General features: G+C 55.2%; 20 protein-coding genes. 10 read left to right on the top strand and 10 right to left on the bottom strand.

The window, feature by feature from the left end; all coding sequences use genetic code 11:
* Window positions 1–93: 93 nt before the first annotated feature.
* Both OUO13_RS01510 and OUO13_RS01515 read left to right on the top strand, forming a co-directional pair.
* Entirely contained in the window at window positions 94–2,130 is a 2,037-nt protein-coding gene (locus OUO13_RS01510; RefSeq protein ID WP_283172085.1) for a TonB-dependent receptor, read from the top strand.
* A gap of 6 nt (window positions 2,131–2,136) precedes the next feature.
* Window positions 2,137–3,360: a hypothetical protein gene (locus OUO13_RS01515; RefSeq protein WP_283172086.1), complete on the top strand. Its 1,224-nt coding sequence runs from the start codon at window positions 2,137–2,139 to the stop codon at window positions 3,358–3,360.
* Between the two features lie 1,419 nt (window positions 3,361–4,779).
* On the opposite strand, the gene OUO13_RS01520 is transcribed toward OUO13_RS01515, so the two are convergent.
* From OUO13_RS01520 to OUO13_RS01535, 4 genes are all read right to left on the bottom strand, one after another.
* The gene (locus OUO13_RS01520) at window positions 4,780–5,214 is read right to left on the bottom strand and encodes a universal stress protein (RefSeq protein ID WP_283172087.1); all 435 of its coding nucleotides are present in this window, start codon (window positions 5,212–5,214) and stop codon (window positions 4,780–4,782) included.
* Window positions 5,215–5,219: 5 nt separating this feature from the next.
* Window positions 5,220–6,548 carry a TRAP transporter large permease gene (locus tag OUO13_RS01525; RefSeq protein WP_283172115.1) on the bottom strand — a complete coding sequence of 443 codons (1,329 nt, stop codon included), beginning with the start codon at window positions 6,546–6,548 and terminating at the stop codon, window positions 5,220–5,222.
* Window positions 6,538–7,098 carry a TRAP transporter small permease subunit gene (locus OUO13_RS01530; RefSeq protein WP_283172088.1) on the bottom strand — a complete coding sequence of 187 codons (561 nt, stop codon included), beginning with the start codon at window positions 7,096–7,098 and terminating at the stop codon, window positions 6,538–6,540. The genes OUO13_RS01525 and OUO13_RS01530 overlap by 11 nt, the downstream gene beginning before the upstream one ends.
* Window positions 7,099–7,169: 71 nt before the next feature.
* Window positions 7,170–8,150, bottom strand: a complete 981-nt coding sequence (locus tag OUO13_RS01535) for a TRAP transporter substrate-binding protein (RefSeq protein ID WP_428982307.1) — start codon at window positions 8,148–8,150, stop codon at window positions 7,170–7,172.
* Window positions 8,151–8,448: 298 nt separating this feature from the next.
* Here OUO13_RS01535 and OUO13_RS01540 point away from each other — a divergent pair, with 298 nt between their 5' ends.
* Window positions 8,449–9,390, top strand: coding sequence for a LysR family transcriptional regulator (locus OUO13_RS01540; RefSeq protein ID WP_283172090.1), 942 nt, complete (start codon window positions 8,449–8,451; stop codon window positions 9,388–9,390).
* Window positions 9,391–9,752: 362 nt separating this feature from the next.
* The gene (locus tag OUO13_RS01545) at window positions 9,753–11,024 is read left to right on the top strand and encodes an ABC transporter substrate-binding protein (protein ID WP_283172091.1); all 1,272 of its coding nucleotides are present in this window, start codon (window positions 9,753–9,755) and stop codon (window positions 11,022–11,024) included.
* 332 nt (window positions 11,025–11,356) lie between these two features.
* On the opposite strand, the gene OUO13_RS01550 is transcribed toward OUO13_RS01545, so the two are convergent.
* The 3 genes from OUO13_RS01550 to OUO13_RS01560 all read right to left on the bottom strand — a co-directional run bounded on the left by OUO13_RS01550 (window position 11,357) and on the right by OUO13_RS01560 (window position 14,623).
* Window positions 11,357–12,286 (bottom strand): porin, encoded by a 930-nt coding sequence (locus OUO13_RS01550; RefSeq protein ID WP_283172092.1) that lies wholly within the window; start codon window positions 12,284–12,286, stop codon window positions 11,357–11,359.
* 505 nt (window positions 12,287–12,791) lie between these two features.
* Window positions 12,792–13,997 (bottom strand): flagellar assembly protein T N-terminal domain-containing protein, encoded by a 1,206-nt coding sequence (locus tag OUO13_RS01555; RefSeq protein WP_283172093.1) that lies wholly within the window; start codon window positions 13,995–13,997, stop codon window positions 12,792–12,794.
* A gap of 17 nt (window positions 13,998–14,014) precedes the next feature.
* Window positions 14,015–14,623 carry an LPP20 family lipoprotein gene (locus tag OUO13_RS01560; RefSeq protein WP_283172094.1) on the bottom strand — a complete coding sequence of 203 codons (609 nt, stop codon included), beginning with the start codon at window positions 14,621–14,623 and terminating at the stop codon, window positions 14,015–14,017.
* A gap of 375 nt (window positions 14,624–14,998) precedes the next feature.
* On the opposite strand from OUO13_RS01560, the gene traF reads away from it, so the two are divergent.
* On the top strand, window positions 14,999–16,606 hold the full coding sequence (traF, locus tag OUO13_RS01565) for a conjugal transfer protein TraF (protein ID WP_283172095.1): 1,608 nt from the start codon (window positions 14,999–15,001) through the stop codon (window positions 16,604–16,606).
* A 147-nt stretch (window positions 16,607–16,753) separates the two neighbouring features.
* Window positions 16,754–17,986, top strand: coding sequence for a multifunctional CCA addition/repair protein (locus OUO13_RS01570; protein ID WP_283172096.1), 1,233 nt, complete (start codon window positions 16,754–16,756; stop codon window positions 17,984–17,986).
* A gap of 18 nt (window positions 17,987–18,004) precedes the next feature.
* On the opposite strand, the gene folK is transcribed toward OUO13_RS01570, so the two are convergent.
* The 3 genes from folK to tsaD are packed head-to-tail and all read right to left on the bottom strand — an operon-like array spanning window position 18,005 to window position 19,889.
* Window positions 18,005–18,481 carry a 2-amino-4-hydroxy-6-hydroxymethyldihydropteridine diphosphokinase gene (folK, locus tag OUO13_RS01575; RefSeq protein ID WP_283172097.1) on the bottom strand — a complete coding sequence of 159 codons (477 nt, stop codon included), beginning with the start codon at window positions 18,479–18,481 and terminating at the stop codon, window positions 18,005–18,007.
* Window positions 18,482–18,835: a dihydroneopterin aldolase gene (gene folB, locus OUO13_RS01580; RefSeq protein WP_283172098.1), complete on the bottom strand. Its 354-nt coding sequence runs from the start codon at window positions 18,833–18,835 to the stop codon at window positions 18,482–18,484.
* Window positions 18,828–19,889, bottom strand: coding sequence for a tRNA (adenosine(37)-N6)-threonylcarbamoyltransferase complex transferase subunit TsaD (gene tsaD, locus OUO13_RS01585; protein WP_283172099.1), 1,062 nt, complete (start codon window positions 19,887–19,889; stop codon window positions 18,828–18,830). Before tsaD ends, folB begins: the two co-directional genes overlap by 8 nt.
* 180 nt (window positions 19,890–20,069) lie before the next feature.
* On the opposite strand from tsaD, the gene rpsU reads away from it, so the two are divergent.
* The 4 genes from rpsU (at window position 20,070) to rpoD (ending at window position 24,852) form a co-directional block, all read left to right on the top strand.
* Window positions 20,070–20,285, top strand: a complete 216-nt coding sequence (gene rpsU / locus OUO13_RS01590) for a 30S ribosomal protein S21 (protein ID WP_283172100.1) — start codon at window positions 20,070–20,072, stop codon at window positions 20,283–20,285.
* Between the two features lie 28 nt (window positions 20,286–20,313).
* Window positions 20,314–20,760, top strand: coding sequence for a GatB/YqeY domain-containing protein (locus OUO13_RS01595; RefSeq protein WP_283172101.1), 447 nt, complete (start codon window positions 20,314–20,316; stop codon window positions 20,758–20,760).
* Window positions 20,761–20,908: 148 nt separating this feature from the next.
* Window positions 20,909–22,756 carry a DNA primase gene (dnaG, locus tag OUO13_RS01600; protein WP_283172102.1) on the top strand — a complete coding sequence of 616 codons (1,848 nt, stop codon included), beginning with the start codon at window positions 20,909–20,911 and terminating at the stop codon, window positions 22,754–22,756.
* A gap of 227 nt (window positions 22,757–22,983) precedes the next feature.
* Window positions 22,984–24,852: an RNA polymerase sigma factor RpoD gene (rpoD, locus tag OUO13_RS01605; RefSeq protein WP_283172103.1), complete on the top strand. Its 1,869-nt coding sequence runs from the start codon at window positions 22,984–22,986 to the stop codon at window positions 24,850–24,852.
* The last annotated feature ends 29 nt before the right edge of the window (window positions 24,853–24,881 follow it).

The following is a 24,881-nucleotide window of genomic DNA, read 5'->3' on the forward strand; positions in this document are numbered from 1 at the left end:
CGACAGCAGGCAGCGAATCCAGGCTTACGCCATGTAAAACGCCTGATCCTGTGCTATTTCCCCTCTGCCACCAGACCTGTGGTAGCAGAACTCATGAATATCCGTCCCTGGTTGCCTCTCCTGCTGATCTCAGCAGCACCGGTATTACATGCTGAACCGGACCCGATTCAGGTAACCGACGAAATCATCGTGACCGGCGAAGCCGAAACCACCAGCACTCCGGACTGGCAAGTGTACGACCAGACCGAGCTGAGCCGTGGCTATCGGGATCTCGGCGACTTTCTGCAACAGGTGAATGGCCTGCAAGTGCAAACCCTCGGTCGCGAAGGCGATCCGGTGGTGGTATCCATGCGTGGCGCCAATGCCAACCAGACCCGCGTACTGGTCAACGGCATCGCCATCAACAACAGCCAATACGGCAGTTACGATCTGAATGCCATTCCGATGAACCAGATCGAACGCATCGAAATCATTCAGGCTGGCAGTGATAACAGCGCCGGTATCATGGGTGATGATGCTATTGGTGGCACCATCAATATTGTTACCCGCGACGACCTCGACGGCACCACTCGCATTCAGGGCAGCATTGGCTCCGGCAACAGTTTCAGCACGTCGCTGCAGCAGCCACTGGGTGATCGCACCAGCCTGCTGTATGACCATCGCGAAAGTGATAACAACGGCCGCTACCCGGTTGCCAGCCCGTATGCCGATCCAACCAACCGCAACGACTGGCAAGCCCTCCGTAATGCCCGTTATGAACACAACAGCCTGTTGCTGAGCCATCGTGCCGATATCCTGACGGCCACCGTACAGGTGCAGGACGAATACAAGCAGCTGCCGGATTATTACCGCAACTCGCCCAACAACACGGCGTCCCTTGCCAATCGCAGTGGTTATCTGCGTCTGGAAGGTGACTTTGCCCTTGGCGAGCAGCAGCGTTTTTACCAGCACTGGCAGCTGTTCCAGAGCCTGCGCCACGAAACCTACCGTGATCCGCAAAAAATTCTCGGCCAGAGCGAAGACGACAACCGTTACCGCTACACCCAATCCGAAGGCCAGTTCAGCAGCCAGACCGACGTTGCCAGCTGGACTTTCACCGGCCAGTTAAAAATGACCGAGCAGACCTACCGCAGCCGTTACCTGCTGGATCAGGACGCCGTTGCCTGCGACAGCCTGGTCGGCCACTGCAATCAGTTCTCATGGATGCAGGAAAGCGAAGCCGGTTTGCAAAGCGTATGGGAAGGACAGAACGACCAGCAATGGCTGTTGAATGTCACTCACCATCAGCGTAACGAAATGGCGCGCCCGGACGGCAACAACGATCTCGACACCACCCGCAACAGCAGCCAATGGCCATCCTTGATGAGCTCCTGGCGACAGCTGCACGACTGGCAACAAACCCACGCCAGCTGGCAGGTAGCGGTCAAATCCGCACGTCGCCTGCCCAGCCTTTACGAGCGTTTTGGTGATCACGGCCTGATGGTCGGCAACGACGAACTGCTGCCGGAAGACAGCATCACCATCAGCCTGGATACTACCCTCGACACCGAACTGGCTGGTCGTAACCAGAGTCTGAATATCAGCCTGTTTAACCGCGAACTGGATAACGCCATCGTTGCCATCTACGAAGATACCGGCGCCGGTCGTTACGAAAATACCAGCAGTGCCAGCATGCAAGGTCTGGAATGGCAATTACGCAGCCAGCTCGACGGAGACAACAACGATAACCAGCACTGGCACCTGAAACTGGCTGGCAGCCATTACCAAAGCGAAACCCGCTCCGACACGGTCAAATCACTGGATGGCCAGCAACTGGCGGGGATTTATCACCAACGCGGATTGGCCAGCATCGACTGGCAGTACACCGCCCGCAAGGACAGCATTTATCAGATCGAACTGGCCGGAGAGCTGGCCGATGACCTCTGGCTTGACCGCAGCAACCTGGTGCGCGGCGACCAGCGTCGTCTGATGAACCTGACCGGCAGTTACCAGTTTGGTAACAGCAGTGCCGATTACTGCGGCGAAACCGGGCTGCGTATTCGCAACCTGACCAACCATTTCTTCCGGGACTACACCGGACGGCCCGACAACGGACGTCAGTGGAGCCTTTATATTACTTTGTACCTGTGAGGACACATGAACAAACACAGCTTCCGCCTGCTGCCTCTGGCCGCCCTGCCTCTGATCCTGACCGCCTGTGGTGGTGACGATAACAAGTCAACCCCACTCTCCGAAGGCTCCTACGCCGTGCAACTGGTTGCGTCTGACTACAGCAGCAGCCAGGTTGCTGTGGGTAACATCATTGGTGATCGTACTGCTACTCAGGGTCTGCTGAGCAAGGCCGACTCTGACTACACCATCTCTACCTTTGGCAGCAGCCTGTACCACATAGGCCGTTACGGTATCGACACAATCGACCGTTACGACACCGCGGCTGACACAGCATTTAATGAAGCCATCTGGAGCTACAGCACCAACGATGCTGGCGACAGCACTGCCAACACCTACAAGCTGGTACAGGTATCGGACACCAAGGCTTACGTCATCCGTTACGGCGCCAACAGCATCTGGGAAGTGAACCCATCGGCCACCAGCGAAGCGGACTTCAAAGTCGCTGAAATCGACATGTCTGAATACACCTACAGCGGAGACAACCCGGGTGTAGCCCCCCGTATGGTCGACGCCATTGTGGTTAACGGTCAGCTGCTGGTCGTTATGCAGCGTCTGGATGGCTGGTGGGGTGCCCAACAAGCCTACGTAGCGGTAATTGATGTCGACAGCAACGAAGAAATCGACACCGATCCACAAACCGATGGCCTGAAAGGTGTCGCCCTGACCGTCAGCAACCCGGGCAACCTGGTTGAACACAACGGTACCGTTTACGTCGCCGGCCGTGGCAACTACGGCAGCAACAGCGGCGGTATCGATGAAATCAGCACCAGCAGCTGGGAAGTCACCAACCTGGTGAACGGCGAGACCTTCGCCGACGAGCTGAACGATGTGGATAACAACATCTACTACCACATCACCGACGTAGCCGTCACCGAAGACAACCAGCTGTACCTGACCGCCAACATCGAACAGGGCTACACCACCCAGTACACCCGTATTTTCGAGCTGAACCCGAGCACCGGCGTCAGCACCGAGCTGGACCTGAACGCACTGACCGGCATTAACGCGGATACCGCCATCAAGATGGGCGACCTCAACGTCGACACCAACAACCGTCTGTGGGCTGCTATTCGTAACAGCGACACCCCAGGCCTGGTGGTGATTGATACCGACACCAACACCCGTAGCGGTGACGTGATCGAATTGGATATGCCAGCCTCAGCGATCAACTTCCTGAGCGTGGAATAAGATCTTTCCGGCGGCTTGTCAGCCGCCAGCAAGACAGAAAAACGCGGGCAACCCCCGCGTTTTTTTATGCCCGGACGGTCGGACGCCAGACGCCAGACGCCAGACGCCAGACGCCAGACGCCAGACGCCAGACGCCAGACGCAACAGCATCGCGAATAAATTCACTCACACAACCCACAATCCCGACCTCGCCCAGCGCAGCTGGCTGCCGTTAATTGCCCATCCAGGCCAACGGCCAGCTCCGACAAGACAGTGCAATTTTTGCCCAGCGCAGCTGGCTGCCCAACGCCCATCTGGGCGAGCCGGGATTCACCGCAACGGCCGACCCGGCCGGGGCATGGATGCCCCGCCAGACCCGTTGGCACAGGGACGTGCCATCGGGTCGGGGTCGAACCGCCGTTGTCGGTGAATACCGGAAAAACGAGCCCAGTCGGGCAAAAGCAGGGGGAGGCCCGCCCGGCCGGGGGACAAGGTCCCCCAAGAGGGCAAACAGCCTGGCCAATTAACAAGCCGCCAGCCGTCGGACGTCGGACGTCGGACGTCGGACGTCGGACGCGATTTTTGTGGGCATAAATGCCCACACTACAACAGAGCAATCATTTACATCGACCTCGCCCAGCGCAGCTGGCTGCCAATTGCCCATCTGGGCGAGCCGGAATTCACCGCAACGGCCGACCCGGCCGGGGCATGGATGCCCCGCTAGACCCGTTGGCACATGGACGTGCCATCGGGTCGGGGTCGAACAGCCGTTGTCGGGGAATACCGGAGAAACGAGCCCAGTCGGGCAAAAGCAGGGGGAGGCCCGCCCGGCCGGAGGACAAGGTCCCCCAAGAGGGCAAACAGCCTGGCCAATTAACAAGCCGCCAGCCGTCGGACGTCGGACGTCGGACGTCGGACGTCGGACGCGATTTTTGTGGGCATAAATGCCCACACTACAACAGAGCAATCATTTACATCGACCTCGCCCAGCGCAGCTGGCTGCACCATGCCCATCTGGGCGAGCCGGGATTCACCGCAACGGCAGACCCGGCCGGGGCATGGATGCCCCGCTAGACCCGTTGGCACAGGGACGTGCCATCGGGTCGGGGTCGAACCGCCGTTGTCGGTGAATACCGGAAAAACGAGCCCAGTCGGGCAAAAGCAGGGGGATGCCCGCCCGGCCGGGGGACAAGGTCCCCAAAGAGGGCAAACGGCCAGGCCAATTAACAAGCCGAGTAGCCGCAAAGCGCCAGAAGTCGGACGTCGGACGCCAGATCCGATCGCGGCCCGGCCAGTCGCCAGATCCAAAAACAAAAAGCCCGCCGGAATCACTCCCGGCGGGCTTTCTGCTTCTTCTCTGATCAATCACTGACTATCGAACCCTAAAAAAACCCCCCGGACACCTGCAATGACTCGGGGGGAAACAGGGTTAAAACAGTATCAGGCTTCGCGCATCACCATCACGCTGCACTGGGCGTGACGAACAACACGTTCAGCGTTGGAACCTACGAAGTAACTGCCGAGGCCAGGCTTGCTGGCCATCATCACAATCACATCAGAATCTCCGCGTTTTGACTCTTCCAGAATCTTTTCATGCACGGTGCCAAAACGGACATGATGACGATAATGCAAAGTCTCAGGCATGTAGTTGCGCACCAGCGCCAACAACTTGTCTTTTTCATCACGTCGACGCTTATTTTTGAAATCCTCGTCCAGCAACGGGCTGCCAGCCTTGTGAATCAGGCTGTCATCCACATACAGAAAATCAAAATCTGCATGTGGACTGTCGTTGGTCAGCTGGCGAGCGGTTTCAATCAGCTTTGGCAACTGCTCCGGGTGACTGAGGTCAACCGGGATCAACACATGGTAGAACATGGCAATTACTCCTGACCCATTACCGTATTAGGCAACCAGAGAATGATGTCCGGGAAGACCATACAGGTGATCAGAACCACCAGGTTGATCATGATGAACGGTGTTACCGAACGGTAAATCTCGCCCATTCCCACGTCGGATGGCGCCACCCCTTTCAGATAGAACAGAGCAAAGCCATAAGGAGGTGTCTGCACCGCTATGAGGATGTTGACGATCATCAGAACACCGAACCAGATCGGGTCATAACCCAGAGACACGGCAATCGGTGTAAACAGCGGCGCACACATCAGAACGATGATGAATTCGTCGATGATAAAGCCCAGCAACAGCATGATGACCTGGAACATGATGATGATCATGATCGGAGGCAGATCCAGCGTACTGGTGAAGTCAGACACCATGGTCTGCACGCCCATCAGCAGGTGGAAGTTACTGAACAGGGATGCACCCATGATGATCCACATGGCCACACTCACCAGAATACCGGTTTGCACACCCGCCATACGGAACATGTCGAGCTTGAAGCGCTTGAACACAATCGCCAGCAGCACAGCACCGACCACACCCAGAGCACCCGACTCGGTTGGGGTCGCAACACCGGTGATGATGGAACCCAGTACCACCAGAATCAGCAGCAGGGACAACACGCCGTCACGGGCGATACGCATTTTCTGCGCCACTGGCAGATTGCGGTTGGCTTCGTCTTCAGCGGTCTTCGGAGCACGAGCAGGGTTCAGCCAGCAGCTGATGGCCACATAGGAAACCAGCAGCACGATGGTCAGCAAGGCTGGCATCATGGCACCCAGGAACATACGACCAACGGAGTTCTGGGTAGAGGCCGCAAACATGATCATCGGAATGCTTGGTGGAATCAGGATACCCAGAGCACCACCGGCCATGATCACACCCATCGCCATACGACGGTCATAACCACGCTCAAGCATTGGACGCAGGGCAATGGAGCCGGAGGTCATGATACCGGCACCAATAATCCCCACCATCGCACCAATCATGGAGCACACACCAATCACACTGATCGCCAGAGAACCACGAACACGGCCAATCAGCATCTGGCTGGCGTTGAACATGGCATCACCGATACCGGATTTGGTCAGCAGCTGGCCCATGTAGATGTACAGTGGAATCGCCAACAGGATAAAACTGTTAAACGTGGCTTCAATCGTGGTTGGAATCAGGTTAAAGATACCGTCATCCCAAACAAAATACCCAACCGCCATGGCGATACCGGCAAGGGCCAGACCAACCTGGGCGCCAAGGGCAAAAAACGTCAGGATAAAGCCCAGCAGGACCAGGGTCAGCAGCTCAATTCCCATTTTGGTCATCCTCGTCCTGATCGTCATCGCTGGCCATTAATGGCTTGCCAGTGATCAGGTGGTACAGGTTAGCGATCAGGTCACGAGTCAGCTGCATAACAAACAGCGAGGCAGCAACCATCATCATGATCCAGAAGTGGAAGACAGGGGCTGCCCACTCACTCTGGGTACGAAAATCAAATTCCACAGCTTCGTCGTACTTGCCATAGCTCATCTTCACCACCAGCACCAGGAAGAAAATACCCAATGAACCCGTGATCAGGTCAAATACACGGCGAGTATTGCCGGAGACCTTCAGGTACAGAATATCCACCGTAATGTGGGCGCGATTCTGTTGTGCCCAGGCACCACCCAGTGCAGCAATATAACCAAACAAAAAGAGGGCAGTGTCGTAACCCCATATGGTCGGGGCGTTCAGGATGTAGCGTGCAAATACTTCCCAGGCAACCACCACGGTCAGTACTGGCATCAGCACAGAGGCCGCAAGGCCCGCGCATTTCACCAGCAGGTCACTGCCGCGGCACAATTGTTTCAGAACAGAGGTCAGCATCTTGTTATTTCCGGGTAAAAAAATGTCCGGTAGCAGCCAGCCCTGGCCACTACCGGACAGGATGCGTCAGATCAGGAGTTCTTCTTCAGAATCTCGATCAGCTGCTTGCTGTACTTGTCCTGAGCAGCGTATTCGTCGAACAGACCTTCACCGGCTTTTTTCCAGGCAGCCTTGTCAGCTTCGCTAGGTTCTGGAGACCACTGCAGGCCTTTGGCTTGCATTTCGGCCAGAGCTTCAGCTTCCCACTTCTTGGAGTTTTCCAGCTGTTCCTTGGCGTGAATTTCAGTGGCTTTGCGAACGTCAGCTTGCAGGTCTTCTGGCAGTTTCTTCCAGGCGTTGCGGTTTACAACGATTGGCAGAACCTGAGCACCAGCCAGTGGCAGACGGTACATGTACTTGGCAACTTCAACGTGGTTACCATCGCGGTGGTCGATCATGTTGGAACCGATAGAACCGTCGATTACACCAGTAGCCAGAGAGGTGTAGATTTCAGACCAGGCCAGAGACACTGGAGAAGCACCCAGGTTACGCAGGAACTTGCCGTATGCGCCTGGAGCACGAATCTTCATACCTTTGAAGTCTTCGATAGAGTTGATTGGCTTTTTGGTGATGATGTACACCGGTGGCTGAATGTACGGTTCCAGCCATACCATGCCCTGAGAGCCGTAAGCCTGGGTCAGGATCTTGTCCCAGCCCTTGTTGTGGAACAGGTCGTACAGTTTGTCGGTATCAGCAGTGCCACCTGGCAGACCGATTTCAACGATACCGGCAGGCAGTTCACCAGCGTGCATGGACTGGAATGGAGCGCCCATGGTGATCAGGCCAGATTTCACTGCACCCAGCAGACCTTCAGTACCAACACCTTCACCAGAGTACAGAACCTGTACCTTGATCTTGCCATCGGTCAGCTGTTCGATGTTTTTCGCGAGGTTCTCGTACAGTTCACCGAATGCGGTACCACGACCGTACAGGTTGCTGAAGCGCCAGTTGTATTCCGCATCAGCTGCCTGAGCCATGGAAGGCAGCATGCCGGCCGCAACCGAGAGAGCCATGGCACCACCGGCCACCAGCGCACGAGCGCGTTTCACAAACTTCATCATAACGATAATCCTGTTCTATTTTTCTGTCGTTAATTAGTAGGCAAGTTCAATCACAGATCCTGGCAGTACAGCTCTCCGTCACCGGATACCTGCTCACAGGATTGGATATTTTCAAAGAGCGATCATCGGATAAATCAAGGGGCGTCTAAGTAAAGGTTGACGAACCCTAACGCAAGGTGCAATTTACCATCGGCACAGCAATTGCTGGAGTTGCCTCAAACCACCATATCGCACCCTTTTGAAGCACAACATGTCAAAAAAATATTCATTAGGCCAACTGGGCGACTACGAAATCAAACAACTGAAGGTATTCAAGGCGGTTGTTGAGTGCGGCGGATTCAGTGCTGCCGAGACCCAATTGAATATCAGCCGACCGACCATCAGTATTCATATCGCCAACCTTGAAGCCCGCCTCAACCTGACGCTTTGCAAGCGCGGCCGCGGTGGCTTTGCACTTACCGATGAAGGCAAGGTTATTTACCAGCAGACCCAGCAATTACTGGATGCGCTGGAAGGTTTCCGCAATACCATCAACAACCTCAGCTCGCAGCCATCCGGCAAATTACGGGTTGGCATGAGCGACACCTTTGCCATCGATCCGCGCGGAAAATTTCCGGAAATTATTCGGGCATATGGTCAGGAAGCGCCAGATGTTGAGCTGACCGTCGACGTTGAACATATGGTCGATATGGAGCGCCGGGTGCTCAACGATGAGCTGGACATCGCCTTCATCCCGTACCACAGAAAGCTGGAAGGCATTGATTATATTCATCTTTTTAGTGACCGTTGCTATTTTTACACCGGTCGGAAAAATCCGCTGTTCGATATGCCGGAAAGTCGTCTCGACGACTCGGTCATTAACAGCACGCCAGTAGTTCATGCTGGCCTGAAACCACACGAAGAGGTATACCAGCAAATATCCCGGATGAACCTCACAGCAATCTCCTACCACTACGAAACCCGTATTGCTCTAATACTTTCCGGTCTGTATTCGTCGTTTCTGCCAGAGAGTATCGCACTTCCGTATGTACAACGTGGTGAGCTCAAGGCCATAGCGCCGTCGTCCCGTTATTACACACTGGGAGCCGCCGCCATCAGTAAAAAAAGCGCACAACCAAACCGCGCGCGCTCACTGTTTTTACAGACAGTTCTTGATATTCACTGCCAGGCTGGTCGCAACGCGCCATATTAAGTAATTCCACTAATCAGGCTGCACCGGAAAAGTGCCGGTGTAGCCGCACCAAACCATTCACAACGCCCCTCAAAAGTATTTTTGCGCCCCATAAGTTGGCATAAATTACCCTGTCCTCGACGTTTGTCAGACGTACGTATCTGTAGCCAAACCTGACATTCTTAGGTTGGAGATTCCAACCTTTCAGGCCAAACAGCAACACCCTGTGCCAAACACACCAACAATCTGAACACCCGTTTCATTTCATTTCTGTCATTTCTGTTAACAGGTCTGCAATTATTGCAGAACAGATGTTGTTTTTATTCGCAATAAGAATAGACTGCACAAATAGTAATAATTCTCATTTGCTACGGATAAACCTGATGTTCTTGAGTGCTACAAAACGACACCCCATTCTGACAGCTGTTCTGCTGGTCTCCTCCTGCCTGACAAGCAATACCACGCTGGCTGCCGACAGTATCAAGCTCGGACTACTGCACCCGACAACCGGCCGTTACAAGGCCGAGGGGTATGAACAGGCACAAGGCGCCTTGTTGGCGGTCGAAGAAATAAACCAGTCTGGTGGACTGCTGGGCAAACCACTGGAACTCCTGATGGCTGATACAGCATCCAAAGTCGAACATGCTGCAACCGCCAGCCATGAGCTGCTGGCACAAGGAGCGGAAGTATTGCTGGGGGGGATTTCCAGCGATGTGGTGATCGAAATTGGCAAAACCGCCGCCGAGCAGCACGTTCTCTATTTACCAACACTCGGTACGGCCAATGAAATTACAGAAGAGGAAGGCAATCGCCACCTGTTCCGTGAATACATCAGTGCCCGCATGACCGCCCAGGCATTGGCGTTTTACCTGAACCAGAATATTCAGGATAAAAAGCTGTTTTTTGTGACGGCCGATTACAGCTGGGGCAACTCAACAGAAGCGTCGATCAGAACCTTCACTCATACCACCAATACCGCCAGCCATCCCGGAGTCAAAGTCCCTTACCCGCGCCCACGACAGCAGGAATTGCAGAGTGCTCTCGATGCCGCGGCAGTATCAGCAGCCGACATTCTGGTTCTGGTGCAATTTGGTGAGGACATGGCCACTGCGCTGGAGCTGGCCGATAACATGGGTCTGAAAGAACACATGCAGATTGTGGTTCCCAATCTGACTGAAAGTATGGCCGCCAGTGCCGGAGCAAGTTTGATGGAAAACGTGGTGGGCACCACACCTTGGACCTGGTCAGTGCCATACCAATACGGATACCCGCGCGGCAAAGCTTTTGTTGAAGACTACGTCGAACGCTTTCACCAGTACCCCGGCAGCGTTGCTGCTGCCGCCTACGACAGCATCTATCAATATCGGGATGCAGCAAGCCGAGCGGGTACCACCAACAGCGACCGCGTAATCAAGGCGCTGGAAAATCACAGCTACAGCCTCCTGAAAGATCCACAACAATGGCGAGCCTTCGACCATCAGAACATCCAGTCGGTGTATGTGGTACGAGGCAAACCCCGTGACACCGTCATGCAATCCGAATTGCGCTCCGACTATTTTGAAATCCTGCTGAACGTACCGGGCAACAGCACCGCCCGCTCACAGGAGGAATGGACGGAAATCCGCCAACAGGCAGGCAAAGCCAGTCATCTGTAAAGGCGACCGAAACCGGCTGGATATAGACATGGAATAGCGGAAAAAACAGGAAAGGTGACTGACCGGCACGAGTGCCGGTCAGTCGTATTGGTTTTCAGACCCGAATCTCAAGCGAAAGAGACCTTCACAGTCAAAAAAGAGGGCCAAGGACCCTCAAATACGTTGGGCTGGTGAGAGCTGGTCAACGTAACCGTGAAGAAAAAACGTCGGCTAGCCGACGTAGAAGAAAAGACACACCCCGCGATGTGCCCGAGCGAAAACCAATTCGCAACCATCACCCGAGAGCCCAGGCAACAGCGTCGGCGGTGGAGTGACCCACCGCCTGATCAACATTAGAAGTCGACTTTCAGACCAACACCGTAAGCCAGAACGTCTTCATCAGCTACGTTGTCCAGTTCCATGTTGGTGTAGACGGTAGTGCCTTTACCCAAACCGCTGCGCAGTTCCAGGTTGAAGCCAGTGTCATCGTCAGCATTGTCCATGTTGTAGTGAGTCAGGACCACAGTCTGATCTGGGGCGAAGTTCCAAGATGCACCCAGTTCGTATGGGTAAGAAGCTTCGGCACCAGCCAGGTCAGTCTTGTAGCTCTGAGCCAGAGCAACCAGAGTAACGGTATCAATGGTGTAAGCAGCAGACAGTGCCTGAATATCAGCCAGAGACTGGTCAGCAGCACGATCCAGACCAACTGCCAAGGTCAGAGCACCAGCAGTATACTTGGCAGCCAACTGGAAGTGATCAGTGTCTTCTCCGCTGTCAACATCGGCGTCAGACAGTACAGAAGCACCGAATTGCAGACCGTTCATTACTGGAGAAACGTAAGCAATGGAGCTGTCGTTACGCCAGTTGAAATCCTGAGTTTCACCAGTGCTGTTGATAGTCAGGTCAGTAACGTTGGAAACCATGCTGTACAGAGTGGACCACTGTTGACCAGCAGTAACCTGACCAAAATCACCAGTCAGACCTACGTAAGCCAGACGACCGTCCAGACCGAAGGAACCTTCGTTCTGGCTCTTGTTGGAATCAGTGCCGTTGTCACGACCAACAAACGCTTCAACCTGGTAAACCGCTTTAACGTTTTCCAGAGCAGTGTCCAGAGAGCCTTTCAGACCGATACGGGAAGCATCGTTGGAAATATCCGCATCAGCAGCATCACCAGCGCTGGCATAAATACGAATGGAGCCGTAAACAGTTGCTGAGGTATCTGCGATGGCAGGAACCGCACTCAGAGCCGCCATGGCCAACAGCAAACCTGACTTTTTCATAATCTCTCCTCACTTTTACGGGTTGTGAAAACACAAGCCCGCCAGGCTGGATGCCTGACTAGTTTTTATCGCGTTTGTGTAAAAATCGTCCTGACCGGATGTTTGCTCACAATACATCATCCGATTGTCGATCACGAATCAAAACAGTTACCGTAACCGGGTAAAGCTGTTGATTTTCCGTAATTTTTTGGCAAACAACGTAACAGAGGATCAGCGATGCCTGCCATGGACGCGGCCATCGTTCCAAAAGCCAGAAAGGGGATAAATGCAGCAAAATCTACGTGAAGGTTGAAACAATCCAACCTTAACGATCATTAAATGAACCTGAAAATTACGTCAAAAAAGTACAAGAGGCGCATACCACAAGGCTTGCCGGGGAGAAATTGTGGTCAACCAGACGTTAGTAGCCCCACCCTCTCGTTGCGACAAGGACCGGAGCTAAAAACGACGTAGCTGACAATAATCAAGAAAGCATCACATCATTCAAAGACGCCTCACCCACTGTTTACCAGGCGATTACAAGGTCATCGCGCTGAATAGACAACGACTCAGCAGAGCTGGTCAACTCGGCCACCACAAATTGTGGCTGCACCTGCTTGATTACCACCTCGGTTGCCATGTTGGTTAACTCGGTACGAGGTTCAAGATCAAGGTTATAGAAGGTGCCGGTACGGTAAACCTGAAAACGGTCGCCCGGACGAATACCAGCCACAGCTCCGGCCTCAATATGCAAACGGTTGCCGCGTGCTGATACGATTCTGGCCATAAAAGGTTGACACCTCAGAACTTCGGTAAGTTCCTCGGTAACACCAGATAACAGACGCTGAACCTCGGCACCATAACGAGTGTGCCAGAACGGTTGTGATGCAAACGGAGCTGACTGGTCCTGAGGCAGGTTCCACAAGCCACTGGTCTGGTACTGACGCTGGAACAGCAGCGCACCACTCAAGCCATCGTGCACAAACAACTCCACAGCAAAGCGACGTTCGGGCGCTGGCTGCTGCATACCCAATACATCACGCCAGTTCACATTTTGTGGTTGGCCACTTTCCAGCGTCCGGCTTTGACCAGTCAAGCCCAGGTCACGCACCACACCGGAGACGACATATTGCGCCCCCAGACGGGTTGCCAGCGTGACGGATGTTGTCAGTCGCTGCTGACTGTTTTCCATTACCGGCGCGGTACGTGGATCAGCGTACAAACGCGAACCGGAAGCATCCAGAGCCTGCACACCAGAGCCCATATCGCGATTAAGGGCACTGACCAGCACCTGTGGCAAGGCTTGCTCAACATTACCAACCCGTCCAAGAGTCGCCTGATCCTGATCCACCAGTGAAAAACCAGCAACTGCGATGGTCTTGCGATATTGCTGATGGCTATCGGCACACATGGCTTCGGGGCGCACTTCTGCCACAATCGATACCTGATACCAGTCGCCACTGCGGCCTTCCTGCACAATCCGTTTGAGGGCAACACGTGAGCGTCCATCAACCTGCACATGGTCCTGGTCAAGCTGCCCCATATTCAGATGCTGACTGCTTCGCACCTGCACACCCGCCTGCAGCGCCGCTTGTTGCATGGCATCTTCCAGCGCGGCATCACGCGCCATATTCACTGAACCGTCGACCCAGGCCTGGCCAGTCACCTGCACTTCCATCGCCTGTACAGAACCCACCAGCAACCCGCAAAAAAGAAGCCACAAGATTTTCATAACCGCCCTCTCCTCTTTTACTCAATAAAATAGAAGCCGGATTGCGCTCCTTTGGGAGTGGACGACGGAGCTGCCATATCGGGTTGGGGAGCACTGCCACTATAGGGATTACTACCGACATCCATGCGGTTTTGTTCGGTCTGAACCGGTTTGGCCATGCCGAGATGACTGCCCAGTGGAATCCGGCAGTCCACATTCATACGCTGATTGCCATTGGTCTGCAGACAGTTACGAAAGCCCTGGTCAATCACCATTTCCAGAACCGTTTCAACGCTGCCATCCGGCAACACATCGGTGCTGACAACCCGAGCCCCTTGCAGGCTGCTTTCCACCCAGGTACGCAAACGATCATTTTCGACCACCATGTCCCGCACAGTAGTTGCCCCCTGAATCGCAGTGCCGTACACCCGTTCGGCCATGGTGCGGTAGGCATCGACCTGGGAACCTCGCATTGCCAGCAAACGCCGCTGCGCTTCACTGAGGTTTTTGGCATTACTGAGGGCGGCATAACCGGTCACACGGATCACCAGCGGAGCAACCGGGTCAGCCTGTTGTTCGACCGGGCGAAAGTAGTCGCCCGACGACTGCCGCTGGGAGCGCATCCAGTCATTACTGCAACTGCTCACGGTTATCGCCAGTATCAGCACACAACCAGTTAGAAGAGGCTTTCTGAATAAAGCCGGTAAGGTCGCCATCACAAAGCCCCTGCATGAATCTTAATACAAGCGCTATCGGCCAGGTGCGAAGGAAGTTTAGACAGCCAGCCCTCCTTCTGTGCGTCAGCAGCTGACTTCCAGCAAGAGTCCCCCTGTATTGGTCGTTTTTGTATGTCTGGCAGACAAAATGCGTCTATTATTGCATCAGTCCGAAAAGTTCCATCAGGAATGTATTTTTTTCAATTTTGTAGTGGGCGTCATGTTGTGGCGCTCCGGATGTCGTTCTGGACCATCGCACGACAGAGGAACGGCATGGATCAAAAACAACATAAAAGGATTCGCGAAATGACCAAACGTACTCTACTGGCTGTTGCCATTACTGCTATCGGTAGCGCCAGCGTTCAGGCTGCCCCATTCCTGCCAATGGACGCACGTGGTCTGGCCATGGGGAACACCGGTGTAGCCAGCGCCAAACGCGCTCATGCCCCGGCGTATAACCCGTCACTGCTGTCCCAGGCCGAATACGATGACGACTTCGCCATCCTGCTGCCACAAGCTGGTGTCACTGTTGCCGATGACGATGAAGTAGTGAATACCTTCCAGGACATCAACGAAGACCTGGTGCCACAGTTCGAAGATATGTTTGATGACAACATGACTGGCAACCTCAACGAAAGCCTCGACAATGTTGACAGCGCCGCCAATGCTTTGTCTGACATCATGCCAAGCGATATCAGCGCCATTAACAACCAGTCCGCAAAAATTGCCGAGGTACGTGCTGCCAACCAGAATCTGAAAGATGCTCTGGCTGATCTGAACAGCCAACTCAGCACCCTCGACAACCTCAACTCCGAACTGACCTCTGCCCTGAATGATGTATCCGGCAGCCAGCTACGTGCTCGCCTGGGTGTATCCACTGCCATCGCCTTTCCGGGTAAAGAGTTTGCTGCCGCACTGAGCGTCAGCGGTGAAGCCACCTTCTCCGGTCGCGCCCTGTTCAGTAACGAAGATAACACCCTGATCAACTCCTACAGCGATGCCGCCCAAGGCATGACCGCTGCCGGTAACAGTTTGACGTCAACGATTGACAGCGGCCTGAATTCTGCCGAAAACGACAGCCTGACCCAGGACGAACTCGATGCCGCCAACAATCAGGTCGATGCAGTCCAGAACTACACCTCCGATACCGTGACTACCGCTGCCGGTGACATCAACATCATTGAAAACGGCCAGCTGTCCTCTGCTGCCGAAGACGCCGAGATGAACTCCTACCTGCAAGTCGTGGGGGTAGCTGTTACCAACATTGGCGTCTCCTTCTCGCGTGAATTCACCATCGCAGACCAGAAAGTGGCCATTGGTATCACCCCGAAACTGCAACGCGTTATGACTCTGCATTACGTAGCCGAAGCGGACTACGATGGAGAAATCGACGCCGATCAGCTGAAAGACGATGCCGAGACCTTCAACCAGTTCAATATGGACGTTGGTGCATCCTACCGCTTCGGCTCAACCAACAAATGGGTAGTTGGGGTTGTCGCCAAAAACCTGTTCGGTGGCGAGTTTGAAACCAGCCAGACCATGGTTCGTGGCAGTGCCGACAACCGTATGGTCGATGGTCCAACCATTCACCTCGACCCGCAGTTCCGCGCCGGTGTTGCCTTTAACGGCGACTGGACCACCGTAGCCATTGATGCCGACCTGATGGAAAACAAGCCGGTGGCATTTGAACAACCGACCCAGTACGTCAACCTGGGGGCCGAGTTCGATGTATTCGAAACCGTGCAATTCCGTGCCGGTTACCGTACCAACCTGGCGACCAGCCAGTCTGACGTAGCCTCCATCGGTTTCGGTTTCTCACCATTTGGTGTGCATATCGACATCGCCGCCATGGCCAACCCGGACCGCGTTGAAAAAGAAGCCGGTGTCGCACTGGAGACCGGTTTCTACTTCTGATCGGTTAGCCTTTCGCAGCCCGCCCAGGCGCGGGTTACTATTAAAGGCCGCACCTGCGGCCTTTTTTATTGGCAATATCCGCAGGTGCAGACATTGCCGCTCTGGCGCTCGTAACGAATTGATATGTTTTGGATTGGAAGGTCAGGTATGCAGATTTATCTGGTAGGTGGTGCCGTTCGCGATCAATTGCTCGGCATAACCGTCAAGGATCGTGACTGGATGATTGTGGGCGCAGAGCCACAGCAACTGCTTGATCTGGGCTATCAACAGGTCGGTGCCGACTTCCCGGTCTTCCTGCATCCCCAAACCCACGAGGAATATGCTCTCGCCCGCACGGAACGCAAAAGCGGCCATGGTTATCAGGGCTTCGACTGCCGTTTCAGCCCGGACGTCACCCTCGAACAGGATCTGTTACGCCGCGACCTCACCATCAATGCCATCGCCATGGATGAAAACGGCCAGTTATACGACCCTTATCAGGGTCAGCGAGACCTTGAGCAACGCCTGTTACGCCACGTATCCCCGGCATTCAGCGAAGACCCGCTACGAGTGCTGCGTGTTGCCCGTTTCGCCGCCCGCTTTGCCAACCTCGGCTTCCAGGTTGCAGCGGAAACCATGCAGCTGATGCAGCAAATGGTCGCAGACGGCGAACTGGAACACCTGGTGGCAGAACGGGTATGGCAGGAAACCCGCCGTGCCCTGGGTGAAGATCGCCCGGATGTGTACTTCCAGGTATTACGCGAATGTGGCGCCCTGGCACTCTGGTTTGGTGAAATCGACGCCCTGTTCGGTGTCCCGCAACCGCCCCAGCACCACCCTGAAATTGACTGCGGCATTCATGCCCTGATGTCGTTACAAGCCGCAGTACGGCTGTCTGACGATACCGCTGTGCGCTGGGCCGCCCTTACGCACGATCTTGGCAAGGCTCTGACCCCGGAATCGGAATGGCCACGTCATATCGCTCATGAAGCGCGCGGCAAACAGCCATTGAAACGCCTGTCAGAGCGCCTGAAGGCTCCGAAAGACGCCACCGAACTGGCGTTATTGGGATGTGAATGGCACACCCACGTGCATCGGGCACTGGAGTTAAAAGCGGCCACTATCCTGAAGCTGCTGGATGGCACTGACGCCTGGCGTCGCCCGGAACGTTTTGAACAACTGTTAGTGGTCGCCACCGCCGACAGCCGTGGCCGCACCGGTTTTGAAAACGTTGCGTACCCGCAAGCAGATTATCTGCGCACAGCATTTGAGCTGGCGCGACAGGTATCCGCCAAGGACATGGTAGCGCGCGGTCTAACCGGCAAGGCTATTGGAGAAGCGCTGGCGCAAGAGCGCGAACAGCAACTGGGAGAATGGATCAGCCAGCAGCGGCAAGGCTGATCCTGGGCAAGGCTGTCATCAGTGCTCGATACGGGTTAACGGCTGGTCGGCCAATGCTGGCCAGTCTTCCGCATAACAGTGACCGTTCTGCGGGCAAATCACATCCGGCGCAATATCCAGCAACGGCCGCAATACAAACGCAAACTGACGAATATCACGACGAGGCAAACGCACACCGTCGACCACACCACTCAGACCGTCATACAGCAGGATATCCACATCCAGCGAGCGCGACGAAAACTTTACTGCATCCGGCGTGCGCCCAAAACGCACCTCCAGTTCCTTGAGTGCCGCTGCCAGCTCACGCACCGTCATTGGCGTTTCAGCTTCCACCACCAGATTAATAAAATCCGGGCCGTCAAAGCCAACCGCCGGAGAGCGATACCAGGGAGACTCATTAACAATCGTCACCAGCTCGGCGAGTGCCGCCAGTCCACCGGGAATCTGTACGTCCGGATTGAGGTTGGAACCAATTCCCAGATAAATGCGCGCCACTCAGAGCACTCCACGTTCAATACAAAGGCCAACGGCACGCGCCTGCGGCACCACCGCCGGTTTTTCCACCCGAATACGCAACCAGGGCATTCCAAACGTCTGCAACAGGTGTTCAGACAAACGTTCCAGCAGCGATTCCAGCAACTGGAAATGCTGCTCACGCACAAATTGCTCAACCGCTTCCGTCACCGCCTGATAGTTCAGGGCAAACGCCAGATCATCGGTACGTGCCGCCTGACGAATATCCCAGGCCATATCCAGATCAAACACCAGCGGCTGTCGAACCTGTTTTTCCCATTCGAACACACCAATTACCGCGTCAACGGCCAGACCGTGAATAAATACCTTATCCATGTTGTTGTCCTTGTGGACGCGCCAGCGTATCCACTGGCGCCAGTTCGGTCATAGGCCAGCGCGGCACCACGGCCACCGCCAGATCCGCTGCGCTGCCCGCCAGCAAACGACAGGCACCGGCAAACGCAATCATGGCACCGTTATCGGTACAGAATTGCGGACGCGGGTAAAACACCTGGCCCTTGAGGGATTCCGCGGTTTGCTGCAGCTGTTCACGCAGACGACGGTTGGCACCCACACCACCAGCAATAATCAGACGTTTGACACCGGTTTGCTGCATGGCGCGTTTACACTTGATCGCCAGAGTATCAACCACTGCCGCCTGGAAACAGGCAGCAATATCGGCCTTGTCCTGATCCGCCAGAACACCCTCAACCGCACAATCCAGAATCGTGGTACGCACCTGGGTTTTAAGGCCGCTGAAGCTGAAATCCAGCCCCGGACGATCGGTCATCGGGCGAGGGAAACGGAAACGGGTTGCATCACCACTGTCCGCCAGCTTGCTCAGTGCCGGGCCACCGGGATACGGCAAGCCCATCATTTTGGCCGCCTTGTCGAAGGCTTCACCGGCGGCATCATCAAGAGACTCACCCAGCAACTCGTAACGGCCAATACCATCAACGCGCACCAGCTGGGTGTGCCCGCCGGACACCAGCAAGGCTATAAAAGGAAAGTCGGGAGCCGTGTCTTCGAGCATCGGGGCCAGCAAATGGCCTTCCATATGGTGGACACCCACGGACGGTACTCCCAGGGCCCAGGCCAGGCTGCGCCCCAGACAGGCGCCTACCAGCAAGGCACCGACCAGACCCGGACCACTGGTATAGGCAATACCATCGAGATCCTTGACGGTCAGACCGGCTTCATTAAGGGTTTCGTGAATCAGAGGCAGCGCCTTGCGCACGTGGTCACGTGACGCCAATTCCGGCACAACACCGCCATATTCCGCGTGCAACGCAATCTGTGAATAGATACGATGCGCCAGCAGGCCGCGTTCGGTGTCGTAAAGGGCAATGCCCGTTTCATCACAGGAGGTTTCCAGGCCTAAAACCCGCATGATTGGTGCCTCTGAGCAAACAAGCCGCACATGATACGGTGGGTATGGTGCAAAGCCAACCAATAACAACTTTTATGCTTTGCATTCCTCGCGCAAAAACTTTAGAATGCCCGCCCTCTAACTGGGGCCCATAACTTCCCGAAGTCCCCCGTGTAATTCAGCAAAAACGTAGGTGATTGGATGCCAGCTGTAAAAGTCAAAGAAAACGAGCCATTCGACGTAGCTCTGCGTCGCTTCAAGCGTTCCTGTGAAAAAGCAGGCGTACTGTCTGAAGTGCGTCGTCGTGAACACTATGAAAAGCCAACCTGGATCCGTAAGCGCCAGGCGGCTGCCGCTATCAAGCGTCACCTGAAGAAAGTACAGCGCGAACAGCGCAAGATGACCCGTCTGTACTGATTTCAGGCCATCGAGAACAGGAGTTACCATGACTACACTGGTTGAACAGGTAAAAGACGCCGTCAAGGACGCCATGCGCTCCAAGGCGAAAGAACGCCTCGCGGCGTTGCGACTGATCACCGCAGAGTTCAAGCGAGTGGAAGTGGACGAGCGCGTTGAAGTCGATGACGCCCGCGCTCTGGCTATCCTGGACAAGATGAGCAAGCAACGCCGAGACTCAATTGCCCAATATATGGATGCTGGTCGTGAAGAACTGGCAGCCGTTGAGCAATTTGAAATCGACGTAATCAGTGAGTTTCTGCCGGCGGCGCTGAGCGAAGAAGAGCTTAACCAGCTTATCGCTGATGCCATTGCACAATCCGGTGCTGCTTCCATGCAGGACATGGGCAATGTTATGGGCGTTCTCAGACCACAAGTGCAAGGCCGCGCCGATATGGCGCTTGTCAGCCGACTGGTTAAGGCCCAACTGGGCTAAGTGCCCGCTGCACCCGCAGAAAACTCCCTCGCCAGTGCTTGCACTGGTCGGTAAAAAAGCGCCACTCTTATCGTGGCGCTTTTTTATTACAGCTTTGGCGACTTTCAGCCGCCACCACCCGCAGAACGGCATACGGAGTGTCTGATCTATGGCAGGCCGCATACCCCAGAGTTTTATCGACGAACTGCTGTCCCGAACCGACATTGTTGATGTGGTCGAAAGCCGTATCAAACTGCGCAAGGCCGGCAAAAACTACTCTGCTTGCTGCCCGTTCCATAACGAAAACACCCCGTCATTCACCGTCAGCCGCGACAAGCAGTTTTACTACTGTTTTGGTTGTGGAGCCTCCGGCACCGCCCTCAAGTTCGTAATGGAACACGATGGCCTGAGCTTTCCCGATGCGGTCGAAAAACTGGCATCCAACGCCGGCCTCGAAGTACCGAAGGAAAGTGTTACCGAGGTTCGCCGCCAGGAACAGGAACACGAACCCCTGTACCTGCGCCTTGAAGAATCCGCGACCTTTTTTACCGAACAGCTGCGTACCCATAACCAGCGCCAGCGTGCGGTCGACTATCTCAAAGGACGCGGCCTCTCCGGTCAGGCGGCACGTTTTTTCGGGATCGGCTATGCCCCGCCCGGCTGGGATAACCTGCAGGAAAAACTGGCAACCGACCCAACCCGCATGAAACAACTGATCAGCAGCGGCATGCTGATCGAAAAGGAAGACGGCCGTACCTATGACCGCTTCCGTGATCGCATCATGTTTCCGATTCGCGATATTCGCGGCCGCGTGATTGCCTTCGGTGGTCGGGTACTGGGCGATGACAAACCCAAATACCTGAACTCCCCCGAAACACCGGTTTTCCAGAAAAATCGGGAGCTGTACGGTCTTTACGAAGCGCGCAAGATTCGCCAGAAGCTGACCCGCTTTCTGATTGTGGAAGGTTACATGGACGTGGTGGCGCTGGCCGAGTTCGGCATTCATTACGCCGTCGCCACCCTCGGCACTGCCACCAGCGAGCACCACTTGCGACGCCTGTTCAAACTGGTGCCCGAGATTATTTTCTGTTTTGACGGTGACAATGCCGGTCGCACCGCCGCCGCACGCGCCATGGAAACCGTATTACCTGTGCTGGAAGATGGCCTGCAAGCCCGCTTTATCTTCCTGCCCGACGGTGAAGACCCGGATACCCTGGTACGCAAGGAAGGCAAAGAGGCGTTCGAACAGCGCCTGGCACAAGCCCAGCACCTGCCGGAGTTCCTGTTCAGCCACCTGAAAGAACAGGTCGATTTCGACAGCATGGACGGCAAGGCCCGCCTCGATCAGCTGGCAGCACCGCTGATTGGCCGGATTCCCCAAGGCACCCTGCGCGACCTGATGGTGGCCGAACTGGAAAAACAGATTGGCGTCAGCAGCCGCGCCATGGCCAAAGTGAATGCTCAACCGGCGACTCGTCAGGAAGAAATCGAAGCCATACCGGAATGGGTCAGTGCCCCCGCCGTCACCCATTTGCCAATGGACGACGAGCCCTATACCGGTGCCGAGGATCATCCGCTGATCATGCGTGCCATTCAGGCACTGGTGCATCAGCCTGGGCTGGCCAGCGAGTTACAGCTGCCCGAATGTGAAGCCAACAGCGAATACGAACGCCTGCTGCTGGAGATTATTCGCAAGCTCAAAGCCGGACCGCAGTCCAGCGCCGTCGGGTTACTGATCCAGTGGATCGGCACCCCTTACCATGCCGAACTGACCCGCATTGCCAACCAGAACGATAACGGCATTGCTCCGGTGGCCGCCGATATCAGCCTCGCGCTGGAGCGTATGGCGGCCCGTCAGCTGGAAGTCGAGTACCGCCAGCTGTTGCAACTCTGGCAAGGCAAGGCAGGCACCATGAGTGATGAACAGCGGCAACGCTTCAAGGAATTACAACACCAGCGCCGACCTGCGCGCGGAGCGGTTTACCGCTCACAACCAGGTCGACGCCCGGGCCGCTAACCGCGGCCGACAAATTTGCCCGCAAGGCATTGAAATTAACCAGCAACGACCCCATTAAACCGGGTCGAGACGGCAGGAAGTTATCAGAACCTGTCACTCCGAACAGGGGTGACATCGAGTGTACGAGTCCGGAACCAAAGCCCCCGGCACTGGCCTAAAATCACTCAGACAGATATACTTCGGCGCTTTTCGTGCCACGCCTGATACCAACGGATCACAGGGCCCCTATGTCAGCGAATACCCAACAGTCCCGACTGAAAGAACTCATTGCCAAAGGTAAGGAGCAGGGCTACCTCACCTACGCCCAGGTGAACGACCACCTGCCAGATGACATTGCCAATCCGGATCAGGTGGAAGACATCATCCGCATGATCAATGACATCGGTATTCCCGTTTCCGAAGTAGCTCCGGACGGCGAAGCCCTGTTCATGAACGACACCGCCGACGACGCTGCCGCTGAAGAAGCTGCTGCGGCGCTGGCCTCCGTGGAAAGCGACGTAGGCCGCACCACCGACCCGGTACGTATGTACATGCGTGAAATGGGTACCGTGGAACTGCTGACCCGTGAAGGCGAAATTGTTATCGCCAAACGTATCGAGGAAGGCATCCGTGAAGTGATGTCCGCTCTCGCTTACTACCCGGGTGCCGTGAACACCATCCTGACCGCTTTTGCACAAGCCGAACAGGATCCAAACCGTATTGCCGACATTTTCAACGGCTTTATCGATCCATCCGACGAAGACCCGCTGCCAGGCCCGCAGTCCGGTCCGGACCTGCCGGATGAAGACTCCGACGAAATCATCGTCGGTGCTGGTGCCAGTGACGACGACGAAGATGAAGACGGCGAAGGCAGCGGCTCCAGCGAAACCACCGAAGAAGCCACCGGTATGGACCTCGTTGAGGTTAACCGTCGCTTTGAAGAAATCATCGCTGCGTTTGCCGATGCCGAAGCGGCTATCAGCTCCAAAGGTCGCGCCAGCCGTGATGCTGAAATCACCATCGCTCGTCTGGCCGAACTGTTTGCACCGGTCAAGCTGACTCCGAAATACTTCGACCAGCTGGTTAACGATGCTCGTGAAGCTCTGGACGCCATCCGCGCCCAGGAACGTCACATCATGGTACTGATGACCCGCAAGTGCGGCATGGACCGTAAGGACTTCATCAAGTACTTCCAGGGTAACGAAGTTAACAACGACTGGATCGAAGGTCTGATCGCTGCCAACAAGCCTTACTCTCGCAAGCTGGATACCTACAAGCTGGAAATCTTCCGCGCCCAGAAGAAAATTTTGGCCGTTGAAGAACGTGTTGGTCTGAGCATCCCTGAAATCAAGGAAGTTAACCGCAAGGTTTCCATCGGCGAAGCTCGTGCCCGTCGCGCCAAGAAAGAAATGGTTGAGGCTAACCTGCGTCTGGTTATCTCCATCGCCAAGAAGTACACCAACCGTGGTCTGCAATTCCTCGACCTGATCCAGGAAGGCAACATCGGTCTGATGAAAGCGGTGGATAAATTCGAATACCGTCGTGGTTACAAGTTCTCCACCTACGCTACCTGGTGGATTCGTCAGGCGATCACCCGTTCGATTGCTGACCAGGCACGTACCATCCGTATTCCGGTTCACATGATTGAGACCATCAACAAGCTGAACCGTATTTCTCGTCAGATGCTGCAGGAAATGGGTCGTGAACCTACTCCTGAAGAACTGGCAGAACGTATGGAAATGCCAGAAGACAAGATCCGCAAGGTGCTGAAAATCGCCAAAGAACCAATCTCCATGGAAACGCCGATTGGTGATGACGAAGATTCGCATCTGGGCGACTTCATCGAGGACACTCACTCCGAGTCCCCGATGGATACCGCTACCAACGAAGGCCTCACCGAAGCCACCCGTGCCGTACTGGCCGGTCTGACTGCCCGTGAAGCCAAAGTACTGCGTATGCGTTTTGGTATCGACATGAACACTGACCACACTCTGGAAGAAGTGGGCAAACAGTTCGACGTTACCCGTGAACGTATCCGTCAGATCGAAGCCAAGGCCCTGCGCAAACTGCGTCACCCTAGCCGCTCCGATCACCTGCGCAGCTTCATTGACGATTAATTTGTCGAAATGCGAGAAAAAACCGGCAC

The sequence above is a fragment of the Parathalassolituus penaei genome, from assembly GCF_026626885.1.
In the GTDB taxonomy this organism is placed as follows: Bacteria; Pseudomonadota; Gammaproteobacteria; order Pseudomonadales; family Oceanobacteraceae; genus Oceanobacter; species Oceanobacter penaei.